Source organism: Methanocaldococcus villosus KIN24-T80 (assembly GCF_000371805.1).
In the GTDB taxonomy this organism is placed as follows: Archaea; AGJL01; Methanococci; order Methanococcales; family Methanocaldococcaceae; genus Methanocaldococcus; species Methanocaldococcus villosus.
In genome coordinates, this window is sequence record NZ_AQUK01000001.1 from 1 (window position 1) to 26,746 (window position 26,746).

26 protein-coding genes, 1 tRNA gene and 1 pseudogene are annotated in these 26,746 nt (G+C 28.4%); 11 read left to right on the forward strand and 17 right to left on the reverse strand.

Annotation, left to right across the window (positions count from 1 at the left end):
- Window positions 1-287, forward strand: a 287-nt coding sequence (locus METVI_RS0100005) for a methyltransferase domain-containing protein (RefSeq protein WP_017980912.1), incomplete at its 5' end; no start/stop codon positions are given.
- Window positions 288-293: 6 nt separating this feature from the next.
- Window positions 294-1,580, forward strand: coding sequence for a methyl-coenzyme M reductase glutamine C-methyltransferase (locus METVI_RS0100010; RefSeq protein ID WP_004592568.1), 1,287 nt, complete (start codon window positions 294-296; stop codon window positions 1,578-1,580).
- A 616-nt stretch (window positions 1,581-2,196) separates the two neighbouring features.
- Here the strand turns inward: METVI_RS0100010 and METVI_RS0100015 are convergent.
- Entirely contained in the window at window positions 2,197-2,955 is a 759-nt protein-coding gene (locus METVI_RS0100015) for an adenosylcobinamide amidohydrolase (protein WP_201763958.1), read from the reverse strand.
- Window positions 2,956-3,019: 64 nt separating this feature from the next.
- Entirely contained in the window at window positions 3,020-3,427 is a 408-nt protein-coding gene (locus METVI_RS0100020; RefSeq protein WP_004589946.1) for a CopG family ribbon-helix-helix protein, read from the reverse strand.
- A gap of 95 nt (window positions 3,428-3,522) precedes the next feature.
- Here METVI_RS0100020 and METVI_RS0100025 point away from each other — a divergent pair, with 95 nt between their 5' ends.
- Window positions 3,523-4,383 carry a tetratricopeptide repeat protein gene (locus tag METVI_RS0100025; RefSeq protein ID WP_004589945.1) on the forward strand — a complete coding sequence of 287 codons (861 nt, stop codon included), beginning with the start codon at window positions 3,523-3,525 and terminating at the stop codon, window positions 4,381-4,383.
- A 43-nt stretch (window positions 4,384-4,426) separates the two neighbouring features.
- Window positions 4,427-5,284: a tetratricopeptide repeat protein gene (locus METVI_RS0100030; protein ID WP_004589944.1), complete on the forward strand. Its 858-nt coding sequence runs from the start codon at window positions 4,427-4,429 to the stop codon at window positions 5,282-5,284.
- Between the two features lie 3 nt (window positions 5,285-5,287).
- Here METVI_RS0100030 and infB read toward each other — a convergent pair.
- The 3 genes and pseudogenes from infB to dph2 all read right to left on the reverse strand — a co-directional run bounded on the left by infB (window position 5,288) and on the right by dph2 (window position 11,063).
- Window positions 5,288-8,286 (reverse strand): annotated as a pseudogene (infB, locus tag METVI_RS07240) (translation initiation factor IF-2).
- Between the two features lie 12 nt (window positions 8,287-8,298).
- On the reverse strand, window positions 8,299-10,125 hold the full coding sequence (locus METVI_RS0100040) for a threonine--tRNA ligase (protein ID WP_004589943.1): 1,827 nt from the start codon (window positions 10,123-10,125) through the stop codon (window positions 8,299-8,301).
- A gap of 2 nt (window positions 10,126-10,127) precedes the next feature.
- Window positions 10,128-11,063: a diphthamide biosynthesis enzyme Dph2 gene (gene dph2, locus METVI_RS0100045; protein ID WP_004589942.1), complete on the reverse strand. Its 936-nt coding sequence runs from the start codon at window positions 11,061-11,063 to the stop codon at window positions 10,128-10,130.
- An 86-nt stretch (window positions 11,064-11,149) separates the two neighbouring features.
- Between dph2 and nifB the strand changes: the two genes are divergently transcribed.
- The gene (nifB, locus tag METVI_RS0100050; RefSeq protein WP_017980913.1) at window positions 11,150-12,043 is read left to right on the forward strand and encodes a FeMo cofactor biosynthesis protein NifB; all 894 of its coding nucleotides are present in this window, start codon (window positions 11,150-11,152) and stop codon (window positions 12,041-12,043) included.
- Here the strand turns inward: nifB and METVI_RS0100055 are convergent.
- From METVI_RS0100055 to METVI_RS0100070, 4 genes are read right to left on the reverse strand one after another with little or no spacing between them, the layout of a single operon-like run.
- A complete protein-coding gene (locus METVI_RS0100055) occupies window positions 12,037-13,170 on the reverse strand; it encodes a YcaO-related McrA-glycine thioamidation protein (RefSeq protein WP_004589940.1) in 1,134 nt (377 codons plus the stop codon). The genes nifB and METVI_RS0100055 overlap by 7 nt on opposite strands.
- Window positions 13,167-14,429, reverse strand: a complete 1,263-nt coding sequence (locus METVI_RS0100060) for a tRNA(Ile)(2)-agmatinylcytidine synthase (RefSeq protein WP_004589939.1) — start codon at window positions 14,427-14,429, stop codon at window positions 13,167-13,169. The genes METVI_RS0100055 and METVI_RS0100060 overlap by 4 nt, the downstream gene beginning before the upstream one ends.
- Before the next feature lie 2 nt (window positions 14,430-14,431).
- The gene (locus tag METVI_RS0100065) at window positions 14,432-15,562 is read right to left on the reverse strand and encodes an MJ1255/VC2487 family glycosyltransferase (protein WP_004589938.1); all 1,131 of its coding nucleotides are present in this window, start codon (window positions 15,560-15,562) and stop codon (window positions 14,432-14,434) included.
- 15 nt (window positions 15,563-15,577) lie between these two features.
- A complete protein-coding gene (locus tag METVI_RS0100070; protein WP_236610556.1) occupies window positions 15,578-16,813 on the reverse strand; it encodes a DUF7343 domain-containing protein in 1,236 nt (411 codons plus the stop codon).
- 64 nt (window positions 16,814-16,877) lie between these two features.
- Between METVI_RS0100070 and METVI_RS0100075 the strand changes: the two genes are divergently transcribed.
- On the forward strand, window positions 16,878-17,702 hold the full coding sequence (locus METVI_RS0100075; protein ID WP_040682702.1) for a protein translocase subunit SecF: 825 nt from the start codon (window positions 16,878-16,880) through the stop codon (window positions 17,700-17,702).
- A 3-nt stretch (window positions 17,703-17,705) separates the two neighbouring features.
- Window positions 17,706-19,115, forward strand: a complete 1,410-nt coding sequence (locus tag METVI_RS0100080) for a TrkH family potassium uptake protein (RefSeq protein WP_026152833.1) — start codon at window positions 17,706-17,708, stop codon at window positions 19,113-19,115.
- Here METVI_RS0100080 and cfbD read toward each other — a convergent pair.
- Genes cfbD through METVI_RS0100095 form a run of 3 tightly spaced genes read right to left on the reverse strand, consistent with a single transcriptional unit; the run spans window position 19,107 to window position 21,018 of the window.
- On the reverse strand, window positions 19,107-20,135 hold the full coding sequence (cfbD, locus tag METVI_RS0100085) for a Ni-sirohydrochlorin a,c-diamide reductive cyclase catalytic subunit (protein WP_026152834.1): 1,029 nt from the start codon (window positions 20,133-20,135) through the stop codon (window positions 19,107-19,109). The genes METVI_RS0100080 and cfbD overlap by 9 nt on opposite strands.
- Before the next feature lie 2 nt (window positions 20,136-20,137).
- Window positions 20,138-20,485, reverse strand: a complete 348-nt coding sequence (gene pth2 / locus METVI_RS0100090; RefSeq protein WP_017980915.1) for an aminoacyl-tRNA hydrolase — start codon at window positions 20,483-20,485, stop codon at window positions 20,138-20,140.
- Between the two features lie 17 nt (window positions 20,486-20,502).
- Window positions 20,503-21,018 (reverse strand): CBS domain-containing protein, encoded by a 516-nt coding sequence (locus tag METVI_RS0100095; RefSeq protein ID WP_004589932.1) that lies wholly within the window; start codon window positions 21,016-21,018, stop codon window positions 20,503-20,505.
- A gap of 92 nt (window positions 21,019-21,110) precedes the next feature.
- Between METVI_RS0100095 and mfnA the strand changes: the two genes are divergently transcribed.
- Window positions 21,111-22,223: a tyrosine decarboxylase MfnA gene (gene mfnA, locus METVI_RS0100100; protein WP_004589931.1), complete on the forward strand. Its 1,113-nt coding sequence runs from the start codon at window positions 21,111-21,113 to the stop codon at window positions 22,221-22,223.
- On the opposite strand, the gene rsmA is transcribed toward mfnA, so the two are convergent.
- The 3 genes from rsmA to METVI_RS0100115 are packed head-to-tail and all read right to left on the reverse strand — an operon-like array spanning window position 22,195 to window position 24,412.
- On the reverse strand, window positions 22,195-22,986 hold the full coding sequence (rsmA, locus tag METVI_RS0100105) for a 16S rRNA (adenine(1518)-N(6)/adenine(1519)-N(6))-dimethyltransferase RsmA (RefSeq protein ID WP_004589930.1): 792 nt from the start codon (window positions 22,984-22,986) through the stop codon (window positions 22,195-22,197). The two genes, mfnA and rsmA, sit on opposite strands and share 29 nt — an antisense overlap.
- Window positions 22,962-23,357, reverse strand: coding sequence for a hypothetical protein (locus tag METVI_RS0100110; protein ID WP_004589929.1), 396 nt, complete (start codon window positions 23,355-23,357; stop codon window positions 22,962-22,964). The genes rsmA and METVI_RS0100110 overlap by 25 nt, the downstream gene beginning before the upstream one ends.
- On the reverse strand, window positions 23,354-24,412 hold the full coding sequence (locus tag METVI_RS0100115) for a nucleotidyltransferase family protein (protein WP_004589928.1): 1,059 nt from the start codon (window positions 24,410-24,412) through the stop codon (window positions 23,354-23,356). Before METVI_RS0100115 ends, METVI_RS0100110 begins: the two co-directional genes overlap by 4 nt.
- Window positions 24,413-24,472: 60 nt before the next feature.
- Between METVI_RS0100115 and METVI_RS0100120 the strand changes: the two genes are divergently transcribed.
- Window positions 24,473-24,549, forward strand: a tRNA-Val gene (locus METVI_RS0100120).
- A 38-nt stretch (window positions 24,550-24,587) separates the two neighbouring features.
- On the opposite strand, the gene pfdA is transcribed toward METVI_RS0100120, so the two are convergent.
- Entirely contained in the window at window positions 24,588-24,998 is a 411-nt protein-coding gene (pfdA, locus tag METVI_RS0100125) for a prefoldin subunit alpha (protein WP_004589927.1), read from the reverse strand.
- A gap of 68 nt (window positions 24,999-25,066) precedes the next feature.
- Between pfdA and METVI_RS0100130 the strand changes: the two genes are divergently transcribed.
- Together METVI_RS0100130 and METVI_RS0100135 are read left to right on the forward strand one after the other, a co-directional pair.
- Entirely contained in the window at window positions 25,067-25,366 is a 300-nt protein-coding gene (locus tag METVI_RS0100130; RefSeq protein WP_004589926.1) for a monovalent cation/H+ antiporter subunit E, read from the forward strand.
- Window positions 25,367-25,385: 19 nt separating this feature from the next.
- A complete protein-coding gene (locus METVI_RS0100135) occupies window positions 25,386-26,348 on the forward strand; it encodes an ATP-binding protein (RefSeq protein WP_017980916.1) in 963 nt (320 codons plus the stop codon).
- Here METVI_RS0100135 and METVI_RS0100140 read toward each other — a convergent pair.
- The gene (locus METVI_RS0100140) at window positions 26,345-26,734 is read right to left on the reverse strand and encodes a type II toxin-antitoxin system VapC family toxin (RefSeq protein ID WP_004589924.1); all 390 of its coding nucleotides are present in this window, start codon (window positions 26,732-26,734) and stop codon (window positions 26,345-26,347) included. The genes METVI_RS0100135 and METVI_RS0100140 overlap by 4 nt on opposite strands.
- Window positions 26,735-26,746 lie beyond the last annotated feature (12 nt).

The following is a 26,746-nucleotide window of genomic DNA, read 5'->3' on the forward strand; positions in this document are numbered from 1 at the left end:
CTACATTATGTTTTTTAAAAGATGTTGAAAAAGCTTTAAAAGAAATTAAAAGAGTATTAAAGCCAGGAGGTTATTTAATTATAGGTATGATAGATAAGAATAGTAAATTAGGAAAAATTTATGAAGCCAAAAAAGATAAGAGTAAATTTTATAAAGATGCAAATTTTTTCTCCTTAGATGAAGTTATAGAGTTATTAAAGAGATTTGGATTTAAAGATATAGAGTATGAAAGAGTGAGGTTATCAGAGGAAGATGATGGAAGTTATGTGATAATCAGGGCTAAGTGATAACTTATGAGAGTAACCATATATTCTCCTCATGTTTATACATATGGGGCAATGCTTATTGGAGGAATATTGAAAAATAAGTATAAAGTTAGATTATTAAGAGAATTAGATAAAACAGTTTTTTTAAAATCAGATGTAGTTATTTTCAGTTTATATTCAACTTTACATATCTTAGATAAAAATATTAGAGAAGCTATAGATTTTTTAAAAAGGGCTAAAAAGAAGGTGTATATTGCAGGATGTGTTTCAATGTATCCAGAAATTATTTTAAATGAGTTAAATGTTGATGGGGTTATAGTTGGTGAAGGTGAGATAACTACTCCCAGAATATTGGAAGGAGATAAGGAGGGATTGGCATATAAGGAAGGGGATGAGATTGTAATAAACTATCCTAAAGAAAAACCTGATTTAAACCATCCACTTCCTTTAATCCCAAAAGATATAGGAAAACAAAGTATAAGAGGAGCTAATGTATATATTGAAACACATAGAGGTTGTTTAGGCAATTGTACATTTTGCCAAGTTCCCAAGTTTTTTGGAAAACAGATAAGAAGTAGAGAAATAGAAGATATTGTTAGGGAAGTTAAAGAGTTTAAAAAATATGGAGCTAAAAGAATAGCAATAAGTGGGGGAACTGGAAGTTTGTATGGGTTTAAAAAATCCATGGAAAAAGAAAAGTTTATAGAACTTTTAGAAAAGATATCTTCTATTTTAGGAAAAAACAACTTATCTGTTCCAGATATGAGAGTTGATTATGTTGATGAAGATATATTAAAAGCTATTAAAGATTATACAATTGGATGGGTGTTTTATGGTATAGAGAGTGGAAGTGATAAGATATTAAAAGATATGAAAAAAGGAACCAATAGAGAAAAAAATTTATATGCTATACAGTTGGCTAAAGAAATGGGTGTAAAAGTTGCTGGTAGTTTTATTGTAGCTTATCCAACAGAGAGTGAAAAAGATTATTTGCTTACTAAAGACTTTATTGCTGAAGCTGAGTTAGATGATATTTTTGTTTCTATAGCTGAACCTATTCCAAAAACTGAGATGTGTGATTTAATATTAGATATGAATAAAGAAGATTTACTATTATATAAAACATATAACCATAATTTGAGTGTAGCAGAGTTCAGATGCTATGATCTTTTAGTATATGGGGAAATGTTTAAACCTAACCCAAGACTTTCTCCTTATTTATATAAAATATATCTAAATGAAGCTAAACAACAAGGAGAAGACATTAGAAAAATTATAGATATTATTTTCAAATATAAGGATATAATAAAATAATTACATAGGTTTCCATCCTTGTTTTAATGGATGAGTGATTCAAACTAAAGAGTAGGTGATATTATGGCGGCACAAGGGGGAAATTTCCATCCTTGTTTTAATGGATGAGCGATTCAAACGTTCAGAATATACAAGTATTGATAGCGTGGATTTAACCGATTATTAGTTTCCATCCTTGTTTTAATGGATGAGTGATTCAAACTGGATAAGTATAATATTAGTTTATGGGAATATAGAGTTTCCATCCTTGTTTTAATGGATAAGCGATTCAAACCCTATGCAACCACTAATTATATTCGCCAAAACTCCTATATAAACCTTTCTTTTTCAACAAGATTTTTCTTACTGCCCAATTATTAAAACCTTTATAAAGTTAAGAAAGATTATGCAAATTATTTATAAATATAACGCACAACTGTATTATAAAATATAAACAATTAGAACTTACCTAACTAAAATAAAAACAAACTAAACATAAAACTATAAAAATAAATATCTAAAATAATTAAAAAAATCTCAATTTTACTTAGAAAAAATCATTATTACTTTTTCCCAATTTTCTCATACAAATTTTAGCAAGAGGGTATATAAAGGCAAGAAAAGTTAATATAAGTTATTAAAAATCTTTATATTTATAAATTTTATCCTGTTTTATTAATGCTTCAATAACTGACCTCTTTACAGCTTTAGCTATCATTTCCCCCATTTTTGTATGCCCTCCAGTGTAATCTACTTTTCTTCCAAAACCTTTAACAACAATAACATTATCCGTTCCCGTACCTGTAGCTAATAACTCAGGATGTTTTGTGCTTCTAACATCTAACTCCTGAAAAGCATTAGTTTTTGCTTCTGTAATAGTTATTATTGCCCTAGCCATTGCCCCATCTGTTAAATCTGCATTGGTTATTACAATAATATTAACTGTCCCATATTTCTCCAAAGGTATAAGCTTATCCCCCTCTATTTTATAAGTTCTAAAATCCTTTTCAATATAATCTGCTTCTTCATCCCCTAACCTAATAGCATTATCCTTAGCCCCTGCAGTAGTTAATGCTACAACATAAAATTCATCAAACTTTTCAATGGCTATAGCTAAATTATCCATATCAGCAGCAGTAGTTAAAATAGCTATATCCTTCTCATCAATTTTTAAGCTATCTAAAACTCTTTTTAAATAATCTTTATAGTTATATCTATGAATTCTCCTCCAGTCAGGTAGTGAGTGATTAGCAACATACTTCACATTTTTAAATCCTTCTTTAGTTGATAAAACTCTCCTTCTTCTTTCAAACTCCACTAAAAGAGTCTTAGCTTCCATAACCTTTCCAAAAACATCTACATTATGCCTAACAACCTTAGCTTCAAAATCATCCATTTTTAACAAGATCCCACCAAAAAATTAAAAAATCCTTGTTAATATTTAAAATTTTCTTTAAAATTTAAAATATGATTATTTTATCATAAATCTTTTCAGGGATTTTTATTATGTTTTCATAAAATTCTAAGATCTTTTTTGCATTACCTTCAACTATATATGTTTCAATCTTTTTATTTTTACCACATGATGTTTTTATATAAGATTGATTAATAGAATTGATGATATCTTTATATTCCAAAAATAGTTTTTCCAAAAATTCTATATTTTCCTTATTTGGGGAATAAACTAATATTATAATTCCTCCAACTTCTTTATCCTCTAGAGGTAAATTACTCTCCAATATATATTTCCTTATAGCATCCCTAATAAGCTCACTTCTACTAGAATATCCTTTCCTTTTCATTAATCTATCAATCTCTCCTAATAGAAACTTTGGTAAAGACAAACTCACCCTTTCAACATTAACCATATTTATCACATTTTATTTTTATAATCTTATTTTTATATAAGAAGAGATTAATTATATACAATTATATACAATAAATAACACCTTAGGTAGAGATTATGAAAAATGATATATTTAAAAAGTTTATAAAAATCATAGATTTAATTGAAGGAGGGGAGTTTAAAACTGCAGAGGAGGAGCTTTTGAAATTATCTGAAGAGTATCCAAACAATCCATTAATTTATTATTTACTTGGAAAAGTAAATACATATAAAAAATTTTCTAAATTATTAAAGTTTGAAAAAGTCCATATTCCTATAGAATTTTTAAAATATCCAAAAACTACATATGACATACTTAAATTAGCTTTAACTCCTGAATATAGAGAAGCTATGCTCTCTATAGAGAGGGGAGATTATTATAAAGCAATAGAGGATTTTAAAAAATTAACAAAAATTGATGGAGAGTTTGTTACACCTTGGTTATATAAGGCTTTATTGTATGAGATGATAGGAGATCTTGAAAATGCTTTAATGGCTATAAATAAGGTGTTAGAGTTAAACAAGAAAGATGCATTAGCTTGGTATATAAAGGGAAGAATTCTAAGAAAATTAGGAAGATATAATGAGGCTTTGGAAGCTTTATATAATGCCATTACATTAGATAAAAATTTAGTTAATGTCTTAAAAGAATTGGGATATACTAATTTAATAATAGGTGATTATAAAAAAGCTTTAAAATGGTTAAATGATTACTTGAAAAAAGTGCCAAATGACCCAGAAGCACTGTTCTATAAAGCTATAGCATACAAAGGGTTAGGTAAATTGGAAGAAGCTTTAAAGATTTTAGATGGTATTATAGATAAAGGAACAAATGTTTTTATAAAAACCACATCAATGCTTATAAAAGCTAGTATATTGGAAAGATTAGGTAAAGTAGAAGAAGCTGTCAAAGTATATAATGAAATCTTAAAAAAATAAGTTTATTATATTAGATTTAATATATATAATTTTGGTGAATGGTATGAATATAAATGAACTAATATTAAATGCCATTAAAAGTATAGATTATGGGGATACAGAGAGTGCAAAAAAGTTTATTGAAAAAGCTTTAGAGTTAGATCCAAATAATACTTTAGCTAAATATATAAGAGATAAAATATATGATTTAGAACCACATATGGGATGCTGTAATTTCATGTTAGGAAACTTTGAGAGGGCAGCATATACAAAAGACACATTTCCAGAAGAAACACACATATGTTTTTTACAACCATATAGAAGAGCAATGGCATTAGTAGAATTAGGAGAATATGATAAAGCTTTAAAAGCTTTAGATGATTTAATAAAAGTAAAAAAGGATTTTGTTCCTGCATGGAGACAGAAAGCAGTTTTATTAGAAACTTTAGGAAGATATGAAGAAGCTTTAAAATGTATAGATGTAATATTAAGCTTAAACAGTTTTGATATCTTTGCATTGTATTTGAAAGGTAAGATTCTAAAACAGCTTGGTAGATTTAAAGAAGCTTTAGAATATCTATACAAAGCTGTTAATTTAAACAAAGATTTGATTTTAGCTTACAAAGACATAGCTTACTGTGAGTTAATAATTGGAAATTATAGAAATGCATTAGAGTGGTTAAACAAATATTTAGAAAAAGTTCCAAATGATAATGAAGCTTTATTCTATTTAGCTTTAGCCTATGAAGGATTGAAAGAAGATGAAAAAGCTATAAAAATATTAGATAAAGTTATAAAAAGAGCTAAAAATAAGAATTTGTTATTGTATAAAAATGCTATACTCTTAAAAGCTAAAATATTAGAAAGAAATGGTAAATTAGATGAAGCTATTGAGCTATATAATAAGGCTTTAGAAAAATAAAAATTATCTTCCCCAAAATATATCATTTTTAAGCTTTCTCATTAGATTAACATATTCTTCCAATGCTTCTAACTCATCACTTCTAAGTTTATCCTTATATTTATAGATGAACTCTTTTACATGTTCCTCTGGCACCATAACATACATTACATCTCCTTCATCAACATGTCTTTTAAGGGTACATTTACCTTCTATAGATATAGAAACTGCTTTTCCTGCTTTGGCTTCTTTAACATTTTCTCCTCTATCTTTTATCTCTCTAACATATCCTAACTCCATTCCATCCTCTCTCATTAATGGAGCTCCTACTCTCTCATTAATGGAGCTCCTACTCTCAATGTTCCTGAAATTACTTCAACCCCACATATAGCTGGATTTTTTTGTCTGAAGATGCAATCAGGTAATATTCTAACTATAGCTGGCCTTATTAGTCTTTCAAACTTCTCCCTTTCTTCTCTCTCTTTTTCCATTTTAATCCATTCAACAACATCTTCAACTAATTTATATATTATGTTATTTAAGAAAACCTTTATTTTATACCTTTTTATCTCTTCTTCAGCTTCAGGTAGAACTTTAACATTAAACCCAACTATCACTCCATAAAGAGGATTTGTTTGTTTATAACTTGCTGCTTCAACAACATCCTTTTTAGTTATATCCCCAACTTCAGCCTTCTTTATCTTTACTCCTGCTTTTCTTAGCTCTTTAGCAAGTGCTTCAAGTGATCCAAGTGTATCAGCTTTAATTAATATTCCTTCTTCATCAGCCTCTATTGTAGCTTCTTGAACCTCTCTTAAAACCTCCTCTTTAGCCTCTTCTATTTTATCTTCTGGCACAATTCTTATAGGAGATCCTGCTATAACTTTATCTAAATCAGGTGCGGCTATTTTAACTCCGGCAGCGGCAACAACTTCATTTACAGGCTTAAATTTATCCCTAGGATCTCTCATTTCATCTAATGGTTTTGGTTTTAGCAGAGCTCTTATTTTTGTTACTATCACATTATTATTTGGCAACCCAACAACTAAATAATCTCCTCTTCTTGCAATACCATCATAAATTATAGCATCAACTGTAACCCCTAACCCTCTCTCTTCTTTAACCTCTAACACTGTTCCTTTTGCATAACCTTCTACATTCAACCTTAATCTTTCTTCTAAAAACCTCTGTGCTAAACCAGCTACCATCATTAATAGATCTGGAATCCCTTCTCCTGTTTTAGCAGAAACTGGAATGATTGAAACAGTTCTTGTTACATCTTTAACCCTTGTATAAAGGTCAGCATCAAAACCAAGTTCATTTAAATGCCTTATTACATTGTTATACAATCTTATTTCAAATTCAGTTAATGCATTTGGGTGTTGAACTTTTTCATTAAAGTTTAATACAAATGGTCCTTCTTTGGATCTCCATCCAGGAATAAGATCAATTTTATTTGCTGCAACAACAAAAGGGGTTTTATACTGCCTTAAAATATTAATAGCCTCAATTGTCTGAGGTTTAAAACCTTCATTTATATCAACTACTAAAATTGCTATATCAGCTAAAGCTCCTCCTCTTCTTCTTAAAGATGTAAATGCCTCATGTCCTGGAGTGTCAATAAACAACAATCCAGGGATTTTAAGATCTGCTTTAAGCATTTTTAATAGTGGCCCACATAACTTTTTTATCACATCTATTGGCACTTCACTAGCTCCAATATGTTGTGTTATCCCCCCAGCTTCTCTCTGAGCAACTCTTGTCTTTCTTATCTTGTCTAATAGGGTTGTGTTATGAACAATAATTCCATTAGCTATAAAATTATGTGTTTCTGTTGTTAAATCATAAACATATCCATCATAATCTATAACCTCTATATCTTCTACAGGCAAAAAAATAAGATTATCAATAATGTTTTCAATATATTTTATATCATCTAAACTGAACTTTCTATTCTCCCAAATGTCTAAAGCTTCCTTACCAAGTTCTGTTAATTTTCCATTCTCTATTAATCCATCTTCCTCAAATGCTTTTATATAATAACAATCCTCTTCTAATCCTTTTAAAACTCTAATTTTTTTATCTAAATTTTTTACACCTTTTTTTAATTTCTCAAGGATCTTTTTTATTGTGTTATAATCAAGCTTATTTTCTCCTATTTCATCCTTTGTAAATCCAAAAAGTAATCTTAATCTTCTAATTTCTTCCTGTATTGGATATATTTCCTCATCCCTACTATTTTCAATTATTTTATTAAGAGCTTCTATTTTATCTTTTAGAGTAAATCCTATGAACTTTCTGAATAATATTAAATTTCTTTTACCTGATATTATTAATTTATCATTCTCTAATTTACTAATTATCCCAAATCTTAATAAAGCAATTGTTAATTTTTCAGAAAATTCACACAGTGGTAATTCAACATCACACTTTTCTACATTAACTACTCCATATTTATCAAAATATTTTCTTAAAAATTTAGAAACTTTCTTCTCTGGAGCTAAGTATATAAAGATATCTAAAGGAATAGGGTAGGATAGCTTTCTTATCCTTTTATATGTTATTGAATTTCTAAAGGATGAGGTTTTGACACTAAATGATCTTTTAAAATGTCTTAATTTTCTATAAACTATCCTTTTTGGAATTGCTACATAATCCCCTATCTTCAACTCTTCAGCCTTTATCCATCCCTTATTAGTTAAAAATGGATGTTCAGGAGTTACTGAAATATTATGCCATCCTTTCACTTTCACCTTTATAACTTTCCCTTTATGTTTAACCTTCCAAACATACTTAGCTATATCTTCTTTAATCTTTCCATTTTCATCTACTAATATAACAGGAAAGTTTGCTAACCTTATCTCTTTTTCATAGTCTGAATGTACAACATACTTGGAAGAGTTAAAGATATCCTCTATTTTTATTTCTCCAAATGGAGTTATAACTCTTTCCTCGGGTAAGATACATTTTCCATGATCAACATGGCCTAAGACAGAGACAATAGGACATCTAAGTTTAGACATAAAAATCACCTTTTAATGGAATTTTGGCTGTAAAGAACATCTTATTGGTAGAGGTAATGGTTTGTATGGATATCCTTTTACTTTTTCTTTAATTTCATTTATTAGCTCTTCTAAAGTTTTCTTTTCCTTATATGAGCTTTTTAATGTTGATTTTTCCCTAACAGTCACTGTTAAAACATTACTCTTAACTTCTTCCTCCCCAACAACAACTATATAAGGTATCCACTCTCTATTAGCATCTCTTATTTTTTTTCCTACAGTCTCATCTCTATCATCAACATCAGCTCTAATATTATTTCTTCTCAATATTTCAGCTATTTCTATAGCATAGTCATTATACTTCTCTGAAACAGGGATGATTCTTACTTGAATTGGTGATAACCACAGTGGTAATGTAGGGGCTTTTTTATCAACATTCTTATAAGCTTCTTCTATTATTGAGCATATAACCCTTTCTAAAGAACCTGTAGGAGAGCAGTGTAAGATGATTGGGTGTATATCACCAACTTTAATACCAAATCTTCTTGCACTTTCAACATCTATTTGCACAGTAGGATTTTCTATTGGCCTATTTAAGCTGTCAATGGCAGCTATATCAACTTTTCCTACCCAATAATGTTTTCTCTCTTCCAATATTTCTAATAATAAATCTTTATTATATTTCTCCTTGTACTCTTTAGCTATCTTAAGGAACCAATCCTTATGCTCCTCAAAGAAATCTCTTGTGAATCTAAAGATAACAGAATACTCTACTCCTAAATCTTCACCAGTTTTTAGACATGTCCAAAACTGCCTTTCAAACTCTTCTATAGCTTGATCTAAATTTAAGCATACTGTATGCATGTCAGGCATTGTAAATGCTCTTAATCTTTTTAATCCTACCAACTCTCCTCTTTGCTCATATCTAAAACTGTAGGTTGAAAGTTCATATAATTTAAGTGGTAAGTACTTAGGTTGTAAAAACATGTCCTTTTTTATCATAAATTGTCCAAAACATGCTGCAAATCTTAACATAAGCTCTTTATTTCCTTGTCTAAACCTATACTGCCTCTCACCAAACTTATCAGCATGTTCTTTTATTGCCCTATTTGAGAGATCATACATTACCGGAGTTTCTACAGGCATGGCTCCCATATTTATAACTAAATTATAAACATATTCAGCTAATAAATCCCTTATTAACTTCCCTTTTGGATACCATCTGAAATGTCCTGGGTCAGAGGAGGGTTCATGATCACATATGTCTTTTTCTCTTATAAACTTAATGTGATAAGGCTCTTTATCTGCTTTCTCTTTTATTCCAAGCTCATGTTTTGCTAAGGCTAATAGATTTTTATCTTCAATAATATCCAAATTCTTTTCATTAATCTCTATAATTTCATTATCTTTTATGAGGTAAATTTTAGACTTTACCTCTTTTTTCTCTTCTTCTTCTTTTGGTTCAATTTTTCTTGAAAGTTCACTTAATGGATGTCCTTTACAGCTTAGCTTAAAGCTCTTATACCACCCAAATGGAGCTCTTAAAACATTATATCTACTTTTTAATTCTTCTTCTAATAATTTTAGTATATTTACGGCAGTTTCTGGATCAGAAAGATCTGATGAGAGATGAGCATAGGGGTAGAGGACAATATTATTAACTTTTAACTGTTTAGCCACTTTATCTATCTCTTCTATAGCAGGTTTTATAACGTTCTTATTATCCCCTCTCTCAACAGCTATAAAACAGACAAGACAATCTTCCATTCTACCTTTTAAAATATCTGTTTCTTCAGCTATTTTTGTTTTTTCTTTTGCTTCAAATTCTAAATAATCTGCATGTATAAGCAGCATTTTCATTCTTATCCCTCAAAGTCTTCTTCTCTAACTTCATCTAATTTATAATTGAAATCACTATTTAAAAACATTTTAAACTCTTCTGGAGTATAAATAGGTTTTTTATATAAGATATAGTCATCTAAAACTATTCTTGGACATGCTATGATGATATATGCATCAACATCATAAAACAACAGTTCTGGCTTAACCTCATCAGCTAATATTGAAAGATAATTGATATTATTTTTTTCTAATAAATTTATAATCTCATAAAATTTTTTCTTTCTACACTGACCCTTTTTTACAGATAAAACTACTCCTACTTTTTTAATGTCCATAAACTTTAACTTAGCTACAGCTGATAATCTCTTCCTTATAAACTTCTCTACCTCCTCTCTTCCTATCTTATCAAATTTATAAGATATGGGATTATAAATAAAAACATCTTTCTTATATTTATATGCTAACATAAGAGGATGGAATCTACCTGTACCTACAAAAAGTAAGTCTTTATTACTATCTACTTCAACTCTACAACCTATAATTACATGTGGGTTAAATTCTTCTAAAATTTTTTCAAACTGTACTGTTGTGATTACATTAAATTCTCTATTTTTTATAAATTCTTTTATGTCTCTAATTATTTTTTCCCTATCTCCCTTGTAATAAGCAGGGATAAATATGGTTTTCTCTGAATTTACATAATCTAATTTTTTATGTCCATAGTGAATAATCAAATCAGGATTTACAATTTTTACTTTGTCCTCTATCAAATCACAGGCTCCATAACATGAATTTAACCAAAGAAATGGAGTTATGTTTATTTTGTTTTTTATCTTTTCTATTTCTTTTTCAACTTCTAATTTTAATCCTTCAGGAGCTTGAAAAATGACTATTGGGTTTTCCTTTCCTAATTTCTTTATTTCTTCAATAACCCTTTCAGTTTCTAAATCATACATAATAACCACTTTAAAAATATAGATTCAAAATAAATATATATGAAAATTTCCTTTATTTCTGATAAATTTTAAAGAGTTGTGAGACTATGAAAATGTCAAAATTTGCTCATATAACCAAAATACATCCTTGCTTTAATGAAAAGATTCATGATAAAGTCGGAAGGATTCACTTACCTGTAGCTTTAAAGTGTAATATAGCTTGTAAATTTTGTAGAAGAAGTATTGGGAAGGAAGCATGTGAGCAAAGGCCTGGAGTAGCAAGAGCTATATTAAAGCCAGAAGATGTTGAAAGTTATTTAAAGAGAATGTTAGATAAATATCCAAATATAAAAGTTGTTGGTATAGCAGGACCAGGAGATAGCTTATTCAATAAAGAAACTTTTGAAACTTTGAAGATTATTGATGAGAAGTTCCCAAATCTAATAAAATGTATATCAACAAATGGGTTATTATTACCAAAATATTATAAAACTTTAGCTGACTTAAATGTTAAGACTGTAACTGTTACTGTTAATGCAATAAATCCAGAAATTCTGAAAGAGATAGTTGAGCGGGTATATTATAATAAGAAAATATATAAAGGTATTGAGGGTGCTGAGATACTAATAAAAAATCAGTTAGAAGGGATAAGGAAGGCATATGATGAAGATCTAATTATAAAAATTAATACAGTGTTAATTCCTGAAATAAATAAAGAACATGTTGTTGAAATAGCTAAGGAGTTAAAGGATTATGCATATATACAAAATATTATTCCATTAATCCCTCTTTATAAGATGAAAAATTACCGACCTCCTACTTGTGAAGAACTAAAAAAAGTTAGAGAAGAGGCTGAAAAATATCTACCACAATTTAGAGCTTGTGCACAATGTAGAGCTGATGCTGTGGGGTTAATAAAAGAAAAAGAAGAATTAAAAAATTACTTTAAAGAGCAAAATAAGGAATTAGATGTATTTGAAATAAAACATTTCTCTCATTGATAAAGTTTTTTCATCCTTTCAATAGCCATATTTGATAATCTATCTCTATCTATTGTATAAACTTCCATTTTTGGAATTATTACTCTAACTGTATCAACTCCATATTTATTTAAATCAACATATATAAATCTGTCAAAACCATGATCAAACAGCTCCTCTTTTAAAAGATTTATATCTTTTTTTAAATTATATTTTGCTCTATTCTCTATATCTTCTAATTCTACTTCCTCTTCATATTCAAACCACTTTCTATTTATCTTTTTAGCTCTCTCATAACTCAGCCTTTTAACAATCTTAGCCCTCCTTTTTGCATCATCTCTTTTCATGTGAAGTTGAGAAGCTCTACTTTGAGCAAGTTCTGTTAAAGCTCTAATAACTGCTATCTCTGGATCTAAGTGACACCCTACACCAATACACATCAGTAGTGGGTCATCATCAGCTATAGCTGATATAACAGGAATATTTAGTTCATTTGGCAATAATTTTAATATAACCTTAACATTTGCTTTTTCAAATTTCTCTAATAATCTATTTATTATCTCATTATCAGTTTTTGGATTAATTTTTGTTGGAATCTTTTTAGAAAGATCTGCTAAGCTCCAACTGTCTCTCTCTATAACCTCTAATGCACCATGTAGAATAGCTTCTTCAAGACAGTTACCAGAGGCTAAACCATTAGTATGCCATCTAAACAGTTTTCCTTTAGATGGGTAAAAGACTGCATCAGCAGGGACATCAATAGGCTCAGAGTTTATTATATCATAACCTTCTACCCAATCTTTAACATCTGTATCTGAATATGGAGGTAGAATTAAGCTATTTATATCAATCTTATTCTCAGGTTCATTCTTAATTTTATTTTCATCATATTTAGCTGAAGCCCTTTCTATAGCTTCCATGCATGCTGAAACTTTTGCTTGTATATCTACAGCCCCTTTTCCATAATGATGATATTCTATATTATTATTAACCCTTCTAACATAATACACAGGGATCTCTAACTTATCTATACCCATTATACTTTTCATTTCTTTAATATTTATTTTATCTAAAATTGGTTTAATGTTATTGAATGTTTCTTCTGGTGGTAATATTCTGTAAGTGACTGATCTGTAAATTTTTTTCATTTTTCCACCAAATCAATAAGCTGAATGGGTTTGGATAAATGCCTTCTTGCAGATCCTGGAACTTCATAAAACCCAATTTTTAAATCTCTCTCAACTTCTATCTTTTTAATTTTATCATATTTAATCACTTTTTTACATTTTCTACATTTAAAACCTACTTTTTTACCTTTAGCTTTTAATGTCCCTCCACAGAATGGACATCTTTTATCTAAAATATATTTTTTTTCTAATCTCAATATTTTTATTTTCTCTAAGTTTATTGTTAATGGTTCTTCCCTAACAGTGCCATAAACAGCTACATAATCTCCAACAATAAGTTTTCTTATTATTTCTCTAAATCCTTTTGTAGGTTCATAAGCAGCACAGCTAATTTCTCCAGTGCCATCAGAGATTTTAAAAATAACATGTCCTCCTTCTATATCTTTTGGGTTATTTACTACTTTTCCATAAACAATAACTCCAGTATTTGGATAGATATCTTTAATTTTCATTCTCCTAAGATGTGCATCAGTGCCATGATTTGTTTTGAATATCATAAATCTTTCTGGCTCTTCCCCTTTAATCATTTCCATAGCCTTTATCAGTATATCTTTATCAATTCCTCTAATTCCAAAGAGTACTGGGCAGGGTGTGTTTGGAGCTATTAATATTTTATCATTTTCATAATCATAGTTATCATATGTATAAGGAAAAGTTTCTTTATCCATTATTATAACAGATTCTTTATCAATCCTTCTTTTTTTACCCCAATTTTCTTTTTTTCTATATGCTATCAACTCATATGTGTAATCTCCAAAAAAAGCTATTGCTCCTAATGCTCCTATAATTCCTCTACCAAGCTTAAATTTATAATAATCTGCATTAATTTTCTTTAAAATGTCTTCAGCAAAATTAATATCTAAAATATCAAAAAGAGTTTTTTTATAATAATCCCTCAGCAAGTTTATATTATTCCTATAATTTTCTTCATCTAAAAATACAACTCCAGGGTTTGTATTATCATTATCCATATCAGAGTATTTTTCTATAATCTTTAATGTAATATCTTTTATCTCTTCTTTATCTCTCTCATCAACCTTATCCAATATCCTTATAGCCACTCCTCCATTGCCTCTTGTTTTATATTTCACCATAGGATTGAATCTTATTAATCTAGGATCATCTAACTTATAATTACTTAACTCTTCCATTAACAGAGTAGCAATATATGTTGTACAATACCTCTCTCTGCTATCAGTATCATCTATACCTATAAACATGCTTAAACCTTTATTACATTAAATATCTTTTTTCTAAAAAATTTGTTATTGAAGAAATTGTCAATTAATCTTCTAATATTCTCTTTCCCATTATAGTAATTTTTTGCTAAATTCATTAGCTTTTCAGCATTCTTTTTATAAATTTCATTTTCTTCTATTTCTTTAATAGCCTCTCCTAATCTATTAAGTTCATAATAAGATAAATAAATTCCACATTTTAAATCATCTACTTTTTTAGCATTGTTGTTCTGTTCTGGATGATCTAAGTCAGGTATGACAATTAAAGGCTTTCCAAATGAAATAGCTTCCATTATTGTTGAATGTCCTCCATGAGAAACTATTAAAGAAGCATTTGCTATAAGACCCTTCATATTAATAGCTAATGGAATAATATCTATATTCTTATAATCTCCATACTTGTTTTTTAATTTTTTAGCTACTTCATAGCTTCCACAAACAAGTTTAACATTATAACCTCCCTTTACAGCAATTTCAGCTAAACTCTCCAATATTTTGTATCTATATTCAAAACCACCAATAACAGAGAGGATATAATTACCATCATTAACAGTATCAACATTGTATCTTATTAACGGCCCTATAAATTCCATATTATTTAATAGTTTTAAGTTATATTCACAAACAGTATATGGTAAGGGAAAGTCTGGAATTATTATTTTTTCACAGGCTTTGTGAATAATATTTAAGAATTTCATTGTAGGATAAACAATAATATCAGTTTTAAACTTATATTTTGTATAGTTTTGATTTGTTATACACATTATTGGTTTATTTAACATCTTACCTACTACAATAGTGCTATATTTACAATCACTTATAATTAAATCTGGCTTATATTCTTTTATAATTTTTAATTCTCTTTCAATTGCTTTTCTTGGAGAATATTCTTTATTAAAAACTGTAGATTTTATACTAAATTTACCATCTTCTCCTTTAAGCTTAATCTCAGGATATGTCTTAAAAACAGTATATCCATGCTCTTTTATAAAATCATAACTTTTTCCATAGGCTAAATAAGCTACATCATAGCTATCTTCTAAGGCCTTTCCAATTGACAAACATCTTGTTGTATGGCCAAATCCCTCCCCACAAACAGAAATGAGGATTTTCATAATCTCACCAAAAAGTTAAATTAGGTTGTCAGCTTCATCAGTTAAAGTTAACATATTAATTCTACCAACTTTCTCCTTTTTAACAATTCCCCTCTCCTCAAGTTCAGACACAATTCTTGAAACTTTTGACTTACTCATTCTTGTCAAGCTAACAATATCTTTTTGAGTAATATATTTATGTTCTTTAATAAGCTTAATTATTTTTTTCTCATCATCAGTTAAAAAGTTTAATAAAATTCCTTTCTCACTATCTTTATATTTATCTATAATATTTTTTAACTTTTCATTTTCATCTTTTAGTTTTTCTATTTTAGCTTTTAATTCTGTAATATTGTTTATTAAATCTTCTTTCTCTTTCCCAAGTAATTTAATCTCTTTTAAATATTCTTCAACCTTTTTACTCATCTCACATATAACCTTATCCTTCTCTTCAATAATATTCTTTAACTTTCCTACTTCTTCCTCTAAAAACCTACATTTATCTTCCAAATCACTAATTTGTTTATTTTTTTCAGCCAATTGTCCTTTTATCTCTAAGTAGTTATCATATATTTGATTTTTTTCTTTATTTATTTTAATTCTTTTAAATCTCTCATAAGCTACAAATGCTATACTTCCTGATAATAAGATTAAAAAGATTATTATATTATTATCTTTCTTTTCTTTATTGGTTATAGGTGTATATGGAGCATATGCAAATCTTAGAGATGTTGTCATGATAAACTCACTTTTGGGCTTTAAATTCCAAACAATTATCTGATGCTTACCATCCCCTGTAATCTCATAGCCTTCTGGAGTTATTAGATTAGGGTAAACAATTACAGCACCAGGAGGTAGATAGAGTTTTATTTTTACATTTTTTCCAATAATAGGAAAATTTGTTATAAACTGATAGTAATCATATCCCTTCCATATACAATCTTTGACCAAACATGTGAGTGTTAAAGAAACTGTTTTGTTTATAGGCAGTGGTTTTTCAAATGCTACAGCTATATTTGATGTCCCATCTTGAAATACTGCTGAATATCCATCTATAGGGTAATTTGAGGAGATATTTAATATCTTAACATTTTGAGGCAATGTTATATAAAAAGTACTTTTATTATTTTCAAAGTTTTTAAATTCTAATGTTATATTTTCCAATAAATTATTATTATGTATAAAACAAACAATATTTTCATTCTCTATTTGATAGGCTAATATGTTAGGAAGAAATAGAAGAAGAATAAGCAATAGCTTTTTAATAACCATCACCTCAATGTATATATATGATTTTATGATTTTATATAAAAAGATTATTAATCAGAGGGGGATAATGTTAATAAAAGATTATAAAGTTGCTATATCAGTTCCAATTTTTTTAATATTCATATCCCTAATGTTGATAACATTGAAAGGTATTCCAAAAAGTATAGATATAACAGGAGGTACTGAAATAACAATTAAGCTAAATAAAGATATTGATTTGGAAAAGCTAAAAGAGATGTTAAAAGGAGAAGGAGAGTTAGAAATATTAAAATCTGCATCAGGAAATTATTTAGTTATTAGGTGTAAGTCAGAATATTTAAATGATGTCAAAGCTAAATTAAGAGAGTTTTTTGGAGATTTAAATAAATTGGATTATTCAGAAAAAACTGTTGGGTCTGTTTTGAGTAAGAAGTTTTTTGAAGAAGGAGGAAAAGCTATGTTATTTGCTTTTATATTTATGGCTTTAGCAGTTTATATAGCTTTTAGAAAACCTTTAGCTAGTGGTGTTATAATACTTTCAGCTTTAGCAGATTTAATTAATACATTAGGAGCTATGAGCTTACTAAATATCCAGTTATCAACAGCAACAATAGCTGCTTTACTAATGGTTTTAGGTTACAGTGTTGATTCAAACATATTACTAACAACAAGGGTTTTAAAAAGGACAAAAGATTTTGATACTGCAGCTAAGGAAGCTATGAAAACAGGATTAACAATGATTACAACTACAATAGTGGCAATGTTAATATTATATATTGTAGTTAAGCTCTTCATTCCTGTAGCAGATGTATTGGCAACAATATCATCAATAATTATAATAGCATTATTATTTGATATTATAAACACTTGGATGCTGAATGCAGGAATATTGAAAGCTTTCTCAAAAGCTTGAGTGATGAATTTGATAATGAAAAAAGAAGATATCTATGGAATATTGCATATATTAGGAGGGGTTATTGGGATTATTGGAGCATTTATGTTAATCCCATCTGTTATTGCTTTTTACTTTAAAGAACCTACTATTTTAAATTTTTTAATTCCAAGTTTTATATTTATAATTTTAGGAATTGGATTAAATAAAAAGTTTAAAGCTAAAAATTTAAAGCTCTATCAAACAATGATAGCTTCTGCATTATCTTGGTTAATAGCATCTTTAATTGGAGCAATTCCACTATACCTTTCTATTCCTTATTTTTCTTATGTTGATGCAGTTTATGAGAGCATGTCAGCTTGGACAACAACAGGAATGACATTAATAGCAGATGTTGAATCCTTACCAAATTCTGTTCTATTTTGGAGAAGCTTTGAACAGTGGATTGGTGGTGTAGGAATTTTGGTTTTATCTGCATTAATACTAGCAGGTAAAGGAAGTGTAGCAAGTTTATTTTACTATTCTGAAGCAAGGCAGGAAAGGATAATGCCAAGTTCATTAAATACAATAAAAGTTATTTTTAGTATCTATCTTTTCTATACTATTTTGGGAATTTTAGCTCTATATCTTTCTGGACTCTCCTTTTGGGCAGCTTTAAATTTAACAATGACTGGAATATGTACAGGAGGAATGAGTATATATAATTACAGCTTTCCAAATAATATTTTTGCTAAGATAGTTATGATTATAATAATGCTTATTGGTGGAGTAGTTTCATTCTTAATTCATCATAAAATTTTAACAGGAAAATGTTTTAAAGATATACAAACTAAATATGCACTAATAGTTATCATCATAAGCTCATTAATTATCTATTTTATTGATAAAATAGATATAATAGATGCTATTTTTATAACTACTTCAGCTTTAACATCAACAGGATTTTCTACTATAGATCTCACTTCTCTTTCAAATCTTTCACTTTTTATACTAATTTTTATAATGCTCATTGGTGGAGGAGCTGGAACAACAACAGGAGGAGTTAAGATTATAAGATTTTTAGTAGTTTTAAAAGCAATATATTATGAGATACACTCAGTTATCATACCAAAATCAGCTGTAGTATATGAACATTTGGAAGATATACCATTAAGTTATAGAATTATAAGAGAAGCATTTGTTATATTTTCTCTATATATTATAACATCATTCATAATTGCTATGGTGTTTATAGCTTTAGGTTATGATCCATATAAATCAATATTTGATGCAGTTTCTTTTGTATCAAATATTGGATTATCTTTAGGGGTTGTGAGCTTAAAAACACCATTAATAGGAAAAATAGTAGCTATTATAGGAATGTGGATGGGAAGATTAGAGTTTATCCCTGTTTTGGTATTATTTGCTGCCCTGTTAAAAAAGAGATTATCTTAAAGCATAATCTAATATTTCTCCAAATCTTGATTTTACTACATCCCTCTTACCTAATACTTTAGCATGGGCGTCAAATTCAATAATGGCATAATCATATATTTCTTTTATTGGGTAATATGTTCTTGGACCATCACTTATGGCTATCTTTATAATATCCAACTTCTCTATAGGCAAAGCATGTGGTATTCCTGAAACTACCACTGCAGAGATATCTAAGCTTTCTAATATTTCAACTGCTTTTTCTCCAGCTATTGGATATTCATCTAATGAACCTGTTATATAATGTGGTTTAAATCTTTTTAATATGTTTTTAGCATCTTCTCTTATCTTCTTTAATCCCTTACTACAATCTAAATTAGCAATATTTATACAATCAAAATATTTATTTAATACAATCAATGGATGAACAAAAAGATATGCTGTTTCTTTTTTAGCATTTAACACACAAGCTATTTTTTCTCCTTTTAAATCTTTTAAGACCTCAATTACCTTGTTAGTGTCATCTTCATAGCTGGGTTTTATATATTTTTCCTTTGCCATTCCTCTCTTTTTTTCTAATTCAGTAGCTTTTTTTAATAAATAACACTGTCTTTCAAATTCTTCTCTATCTATCAATCCCACTTCTAAAGCAGCTTCCATAGCTTTTATTGCTCCTATAGTATTATCTCCTAAACCACTATGAACTTCTACAGGAATTATTATAGCCCTATCATCTTTAACATTTAAATTCTCTCCTATGATCATGCTCATACATGTTCCAACAACCCCAATGATTGGCTTTTCTTTATTAAGGTAATTTATAACATAATCTAATGTTTCTACTAACTTATCTTCAGCACCAAATATTATTGAATTCTCATCCATTGAGGTTGTAAAAACTCTAACTCCATCCATTTCTAAAAGCCTTGCAGTTCTAAAACAGCAGCCTGCAGGACCATGTAAGATTATGGCATCAACACCCAAATCTCTCAGCTGATACATAGCTGCCGCTATTGGAGAGGGTCTGGGATGCATAGTTATCACTATAACAATTTTAAATGTCCTGTAATTTTATCTATTTTTTCATCTTCATCAGGACCTATGGCAACAGCTGTTATTGTTCCTGGATCTAACTGTGTTAATCCTGCATCTCTTATTATTGAACAAATAAGACCATGTGCTTTAGCTTTATTATAAATATCTATTAACTCTTTTTCAGAATTCACTTTAAGAACTACTTTTTTTTGGCCTTCTTTTAACCACTTTTCTACCAACTCAGGTTTTCTCTTTTGTGCCTGCAAAAAAGCTTCTATTATTGCATGACCTCCCTGTGCTACCATCTTTCCTTTACCCATTTTTAAATCATTTCTTATAACAATAGCCATCTTCATTCTTATTCCTCAAAATATTATTTTGTTGTAATAGCTTTAACTTTAACAGTTTCTTTATTTTCTTTCTTTTCTTCTTTGTTGTCATCACTTTTTAACTCTTCATCAATAATCTTCAGTAGATATTCAACAAGATCCTTTAAAGGCCCTATAATATATGGTAATATATCTACAAGCTCCTCTTTTGTAATTATTCCAACAATTTTATTATTATCAACAACAGGCAATTTAGAAATTTTTTCTTTTTCCATGAGTTCTAAAACCTCTTTTATTGATGTGGTAGGTTTAACTGTTATTACTTTACTATCAGCTACATCTTTTATAGAAGTTTTTTCTCCATCTCTCTTTTCTAATATAATAGCTTTAATAATATCAGAGAATGTAGCCACTCCAACAATATCATTATTGGAATTGATAACAATACAATATTTTTTATTTTTCTTAAGCATTTCTTTAAGAGTATTGTATATAGATGTATTATCCCTAACAAATACAGGCTCAGACATTGCAATTACTACAGGCACATCATCAATCATTTTTATCCCACCAATAATTAACAAAATTTTTATTACACTATATAAATTTTATTAAGTGCTATTAAAATTTTTTACTATATAAAAGTGAGAAGATGGTAAAAAGTGAAATATTAGATGAATTAAAAAAATATAGAGAAATGGATTTAAAATATGAAGATGGGAAAATATTTGGATCTATGTGTTCCAATGTATTTCCTATAACAAAAAAGATTGTTGAAATGTTTTTAGAAACAAACCTAGGAGATCCTGGGCTTTTTAAAGGGACAAAGTTATTAGAAGAGAAAGCTATTAAACTCATTGGAGAGCTTTTAAACAATAAAAATCCTTATGGACATATTGTAAGTGGGGGAACAGAAGCTAACTTAATGGTTTTAAGATGTATTAAAAATATGTGTAAAGAGAGGAATGAAAAGCCAATTATAGTCCTTCCTGTCACTGCTCACTTCTCTTTTGAAAAAGGTAGGGATATGATGGATCTTAATTATATTTATGCCCCAATAAAAAAAGATTTGACAGTTGATGAAAAGTTTGTTAAAGATGCAGTTGAAGATTATAATGCAAGTGCTATTGTAGGTATTGCAGGAACTACAGAATTTGGTACTGTAGATAATATAGAAGAGCTGTCAAAAATAGCTAAAGATAACGAATGTTATATTCATGTAGATGCTGCATTTGGTGGTTTTGTAATACCATTTTTAAAGAAAAAGTATAAGTTTGATTTTTCTTTAGGTGTAGATTCAATAACAATTGACCCACATAAAATGGCATTATGTCCTATCCCTGCTGGAGGAATAGTGTTTAAAAATATAGGTTATAAGAAATACTTAATAACAGAAGCTCCATATCTAACAGAAACTGCTCAAGCTACAATATTAGGGACTAGAGTAGGTTATGGGGCTGCATGTACATATGCTATTTTAAAATATTATAAGGATAAGATAAGAGAGATAGTGAATGTTTGCATGGAAAATAGTTATTATCTGTATAAAAAATTAAAGGAGAATGGGTTTGATGTAATAAAACCAACATTAAATATTGTGAATATATTAGATGATGATTATATAAACACTTATAATAAATTAAAAGAAAAAGGTTATTATTTGTCTATCTGTAAAAACTTGAAAGCCTTAAGAATTGTTGTTATGCCACATGTTAAAAAAGAACATATAGATGCACTCATAGAGGTTTTAAAAGAGATTTCATAATATTGGATAGTTTAATAATCTCATCTATATTTAATTGGAAAACTTTCTTATTTAATATTGACTCATTAACACCCTCTAGTAACTTTGTCATAGCTTTTTTATCCATTCCAAACTCTTTAGATGATGATATTAAAGAGCTCCTAACTGTTTTATTTCTATGTTGAAATATCGCTCTTAAAAAAGTGTCAAAAAATTCATCAATCTCATATTTATTATGTGGAATGAGCTTAACTAATGCAGAATAAACCTTTGGTTTTGGATAAAAAGCTGAAGGGGGGATTTTAGATATTATATAAGGTTCAGCTCTAACTTTTACAGCTACTGTTAATCTTCCATAATCTTTTTCTCCTTCTTTTGCTACCATCCTTTTAGCAAACTCCCATTGATACATAAGGACAGCTAAGTCAAATCCTACTTTTAATAATTTAAATGTAATTGGTGATGAGATTTGATATGGAAGATTAGCAACAACTTTATTAAAATCTATATTCTCAAGATCTACTTTTAAAGCATCTTCCCAAATTATATTGAGATTGTCATACACCTCTTTGAGTTTTTCAGCATAGGGAGATAGTGATTTGTCTATCTCTATCACATAAACTTCTCCTGCTCTTTTACATAGCTCTTCTGTTAGCACACCCTTACCTAACCCAATTTCTAAAACTCTATCATCTTTACTTAATTTAGCTTCTTCAACTGCCTTTATAACATACCTTTTATCTTTTAAAAAGCACTGCCCTAATCTTTTTTTGTATCTGAACATTTTACAGCCCTTTTTAATTTATAATAATGATATTCTACAGTCTTTAAATTAATACCAGTCTTCTCGGCAATTTCTTTTGGTTTTAGGTGGAGATATTTTTTTATTATCTCATCTATATTTGTAGGCCTACCTGTTTTTGGTTTTACAGCAATAACTTCCACTCCTACACCATTTAATGCTTTTATTATCTTTTTTGAAGTTCTTTTATATTTTGATTCAGGCAAATAAATCTTTTTTGGATCAATATTTTCCAATAAGGCAATAGCTACATCTCTATCTAATTCTAAATTTATATAAATTTCATCTTCTTGTCCATATTCTTTAGCATTATTTAAAAATTCTTTTTTATTTTTTACAATTATTTTCTTCATGATATCCTTTTACTTATTCCTAGAATTCTAATCTCTGCTGGGTAGTTGGAAACATATTTTTTTCTAATCTCTTTACTAATTCTAGCTTCTAATATAGATATTACTCTCTCTTTAACATGTTTTGAAAATCCATTAGGTAAAATAGCTTTAATTTCATTTACACTGTGATAAGGTCTATTATTTTCAATATGCTTTGCTAACCTTTCAGGTAAGTATTTAATTAATTCATCATAATTAGCTGTTCTTAATATTAAATCATCAAATCTTCTTAAAATAAACCTTTCTAATCCTACACTTTTTAAATCTTCTAAAATTTTTAATGTACTCTCTGGTAACATATCCTTAACACTATCAAACCTACCTTTTAAAACAGCTTCTCTTATCTTTGTCCCACTTATTCCTTCTAATCTTCTAACAAATATAAATTTTGGGTTAAAATTTAATTTTTCCTCTTCATTTAACTTATATATTGTTTGTGACATTGAGGCAATAACATAATTATCTATCTCTAATTTTTCACCTAAAACTTCTCCACTTTCTATACATATTATTTTATAAGGTTTAACTCTTATATGATATCCTTTATTTATTTTTTCTATAACCTTCTCTATTGTAGGTTCAGGAATATAACCTCTAACTATATAATCTGCTCCAAGACAATAAAACATTTTTATTAAACACCTCATATATTGTCCTGAACCTAAAATTCCCATTGCTGGCCCTTCTACAACAAGATCTGCCCCAGCTTCAATAGCCATCCTAGCTCTTATATATCTATCAAATAGATATGGAACTCCCCTTCCACTTCTTTCTAATGGCCCTGGAAGAACAGATACAAATATTCCATACTTTTTTCCTTCTTCTAGAGCATACTTATGTCCTTTATGTAGTGGATTATATTCTGTAAAATCACAAACAACCTTATCTTTCCCTTCTACATCTTTTATCTCCTCTATAATTTCTTTTACTCTTTTAAAAGATTCTTTATTTTTATATTCAGCATCATCTATAACCTTTAATCTATCATTTAAAAAATTCTGTAAATGTAAATACATAATACCACCAATGTAGGAAAAATTTATATATAAGAAAGAGAGTTATTATATTCTGGTTGTGGGCCCATGGTCTAGCTGGCTATGACGTCGCCCTTACAAGGCGAAGGTCGCCGGTTCGAATCCGGCTGGGCCCACCAATTTTTATTTTAGAAAATATAAATTAAAAAATTTAGATTTATTGTTCTTTTTTCTCCTTCTCCTTTTTCATAGCCTCTTCTAATTCCTTCCTAAGTTCTAATATGATTTTTGATAACTCCTCTATTCTCTTTATCCCCTCTTTCTCTACTTTGTCAAGTTCATCTAATTTATTTTTTAATTTTTCTATAGTTTCATTAAATGGTTTTTCTATAAAAAGATCTGATTTTATCCCTAACAAAGCTTTATCCTCTATAATCTTTGCTTTTAAAAATACACCTGGGCCTACAGGGATTAGAGTTTCTTCATCTAACTTTATATTTTCAATAGTTTCAATTGTCTTATTTATTTCATTTTTTAAAGCTCTTATAGATGCAATTTCATTTTGAATAGCCTGTAATTGTTGACTGTACATTTCATACGCCATTGCTTTCTGTTCTAAATTTTTCAAAATTTCACCTCAAAACTTTTATATAAAATTATAAAAACTTTAGAATATTTAATATTTGTTGTGGGATTATGATATTGGCTACATTAGGATATTTATTAGTTTTATTAAAAGCTATAACAGAATCCTGGATTGATGTAGTTAAGAGATGTATTAATGGGCAGATAAAGCCAGAAGTTGTTGAGATAGAGTCAATAATCAATAACCCTACTGGGTTAATATTACTCTCATGGTCAATTACAGCTACTCCAGGGACATTGGTTATAGATTTAGATACAGAAAAAAGAAAATTAAAAGTAGCTTGTATCTATCCAAGAAAAAGAGAAAATATTGTTCCATTTGAGCCATATATAAAGAAGATGTTTGATTAGTATTTGAGTGTGATTATGTATGATAGATATTAGGGAGTTAAAGAAAATAGTTAATCCTTTTTTTCTAACAATAAGGAAAGATAAAATATTGGTTAATAATAAAAGGATGGCAAGAATATCAAAGATAAAAATGAAAAAAATAGAAAAAATGTTTAATATTCCTGTCATATACTCAAAAACATATGAATATATATCAACAAAAGTTGGGAGATTTATTAATAAGTATAAAATCCTCTCAGCTAGGGATACTGTTTTAGTAGGTTTTAGTGGAGGTAAGGATAGTTTAATACTTTTACATCTTTTAGAACCATATACAAGGAAGCTGGGGATTAAGTTAATAGCTGTGACAGTAGATGTTAATATAGGGGGAGTGAGACCTTGGAAAAATATAGATTTGTTAAAATATCACTGTGACATGTTAAATATTCCTTTAGTTGTATTAAAAAGTGATTTAGATGTTGTAGAGCTTTCAAAAATATTAACTGAGCACTCTAAAGGTATGGAATTTTCTCCATGTTTTTCTTGTTCTATTATAAAGAGATATTTGATAGGTAAGTATGCAAAAGAATTAGCTGAAAAGGAAAATATTGATTATGAAAAAATAAAATTAGCCTATGGTCATAATCTTGATGATAATTCTGATACTATATTGGCTAATTTATTTAAAGGAGAAAAGATAAGATATATGAGGCCAGTAACTAAATTTAAATCTAATGTAGTTGATTTTATAAAATTTAAATTGGATTTGGAACCTTTAACTATTATAAGACCTATGCTCCAAATTTTAGAAGATGATATTGTAAAGGCTTTAGATGAATGTAATTTAGAATATTATAAAGATAAAGAGGTTTGTCCATACAGTAGGGATAGAGGAGATAGTATTAGGAGAAGATGTCATGAAATTTTAGAAGAATTAGAAAAAGAGATTCCTAATATTAGAGAAATGATTGTTAGTTCAGCAATAAAAACTATTGAAGGTTAAACCATACCAAAAACTACAAAATATTTTTTTTGTCTAACAACCATTACAGGGATATTATTATTTAATAAACTTTCTTTTAACTCTTTATCATTTGTAGCTACAATAACATTTTTGTTATTCTTAGCAAAGTTAAGTATTGCTTCATCACCATAACCTTCACATTTAACAACTTTATATTTTCCAATCTTTGATAGTGCTAATTTTATAGCCATTTTTTCTTTTCCTTTTAAATCCCTTTTTAATAGATCCTCTAACTCTTTTTTAATAGGAGAAAGTATAACAATATCAAATTTAGCATTTAATGCCCTTTCTATTTCATAATCAAAATTTATCCCATGCTTAAATACATATATTAAAAAGTTAGTATCTGGAACTATTAAGTACATAAGAATCACTTG

Excerpts from the sequence above, each read along its gene's own strand:
- dph2 (WP_004589942.1), bottom strand. The coding sequence starts at position 11,063 with ATGTATGATTTAGAAACTGAAAGGGTTATTGAAGAAATAAAGAAATTA.
- METVI_RS0100025 (WP_004589945.1), top strand. The coding sequence starts at position 3,523 with ATGAAAAATGATATATTTAAAAAGTTTATAAAAATCATAGATTTAATT.
- METVI_RS0100110 (WP_004589929.1), bottom strand. The coding sequence starts at position 23,357 with ATGAAGAAAATAATTGTAAAAAATAAAAAAGAATTTTTAAATAATGCT.
- METVI_RS0100040 (WP_004589943.1), bottom strand. The coding sequence starts at position 10,125 with ATGAAAATGCTGCTTATACATGCAGATTATTTAGAATTTGAAGCAAAA.
- METVI_RS0100080 (WP_026152833.1), top strand. The coding sequence starts at position 17,706 with ATGAATTTGATAATGAAAAAAGAAGATATCTATGGAATATTGCATATA.
- METVI_RS0100060 (WP_004589939.1), bottom strand. The coding sequence starts at position 14,429 with ATGTTTATAGGTATAGATGATACTGATAGCAGAGAGAGGTATTGTACA.
- METVI_RS0100010 (WP_004592568.1), top strand. The coding sequence starts at position 294 with ATGAGAGTAACCATATATTCTCCTCATGTTTATACATATGGGGCAATG.
- METVI_RS0100135 (WP_017980916.1), top strand. The coding sequence starts at position 25,386 with ATGATAGATATTAGGGAGTTAAAGAAAATAGTTAATCCTTTTTTTCTA.
- METVI_RS0100130 (WP_004589926.1), top strand. The coding sequence starts at position 25,067 with ATGATATTGGCTACATTAGGATATTTATTAGTTTTATTAAAAGCTATA.
- METVI_RS0100030 (WP_004589944.1), top strand. The coding sequence starts at position 4,427 with ATGAATATAAATGAACTAATATTAAATGCCATTAAAAGTATAGATTAT.
- nifB (WP_017980913.1), top strand. The coding sequence starts at position 11,150 with ATGAAAATGTCAAAATTTGCTCATATAACCAAAATACATCCTTGCTTT.
- METVI_RS0100055 (WP_004589940.1), bottom strand. The coding sequence starts at position 13,170 with ATGAAAAAAATTTACAGATCAGTCACTTACAGAATATTACCACCAGAA.
- pth2 (WP_017980915.1), bottom strand. The coding sequence starts at position 20,485 with ATGAAGATGGCTATTGTTATAAGAAATGATTTAAAAATGGGTAAAGGA.
- METVI_RS0100140 (WP_004589924.1), bottom strand. The coding sequence starts at position 26,734 with ATGTACTTAATAGTTCCAGATACTAACTTTTTAATATATGTATTTAAG.
- METVI_RS0100065 (WP_004589938.1), bottom strand. The coding sequence starts at position 15,562 with ATGAAAATCCTCATTTCTGTTTGTGGGGAGGGATTTGGCCATACAACA.
- METVI_RS0100015 (WP_201763958.1), bottom strand. The coding sequence starts at position 2,955 with ATGGATGATTTTGAAGCTAAGGTTGTTAGGCATAATGTAGATGTTTTT.
- rsmA (WP_004589930.1), bottom strand. The coding sequence starts at position 22,986 with ATGTTCAGATACAAAAAAAGATTAGGGCAGTGCTTTTTAAAAGATAAA.
- METVI_RS0100070 (WP_236610556.1), bottom strand. The coding sequence starts at position 16,813 with ATGGTTATTAAAAAGCTATTGCTTATTCTTCTTCTATTTCTTCCTAAC.
- METVI_RS0100020 (WP_004589946.1), bottom strand. The coding sequence starts at position 3,427 with ATGGTTAATGTTGAAAGGGTGAGTTTGTCTTTACCAAAGTTTCTATTA.
- METVI_RS0100095 (WP_004589932.1), bottom strand. The coding sequence starts at position 21,018 with ATGATTGATGATGTGCCTGTAGTAATTGCAATGTCTGAGCCTGTATTT.
- METVI_RS0100115 (WP_004589928.1), bottom strand. The coding sequence starts at position 24,412 with ATGTATTTACATTTACAGAATTTTTTAAATGATAGATTAAAGGTTATA.
- METVI_RS0100075 (WP_040682702.1), top strand. The coding sequence starts at position 16,878 with ATGTTAATAAAAGATTATAAAGTTGCTATATCAGTTCCAATTTTTTTA.
- mfnA (WP_004589931.1), top strand. The coding sequence starts at position 21,111 with ATGGTAAAAAGTGAAATATTAGATGAATTAAAAAAATATAGAGAAATG.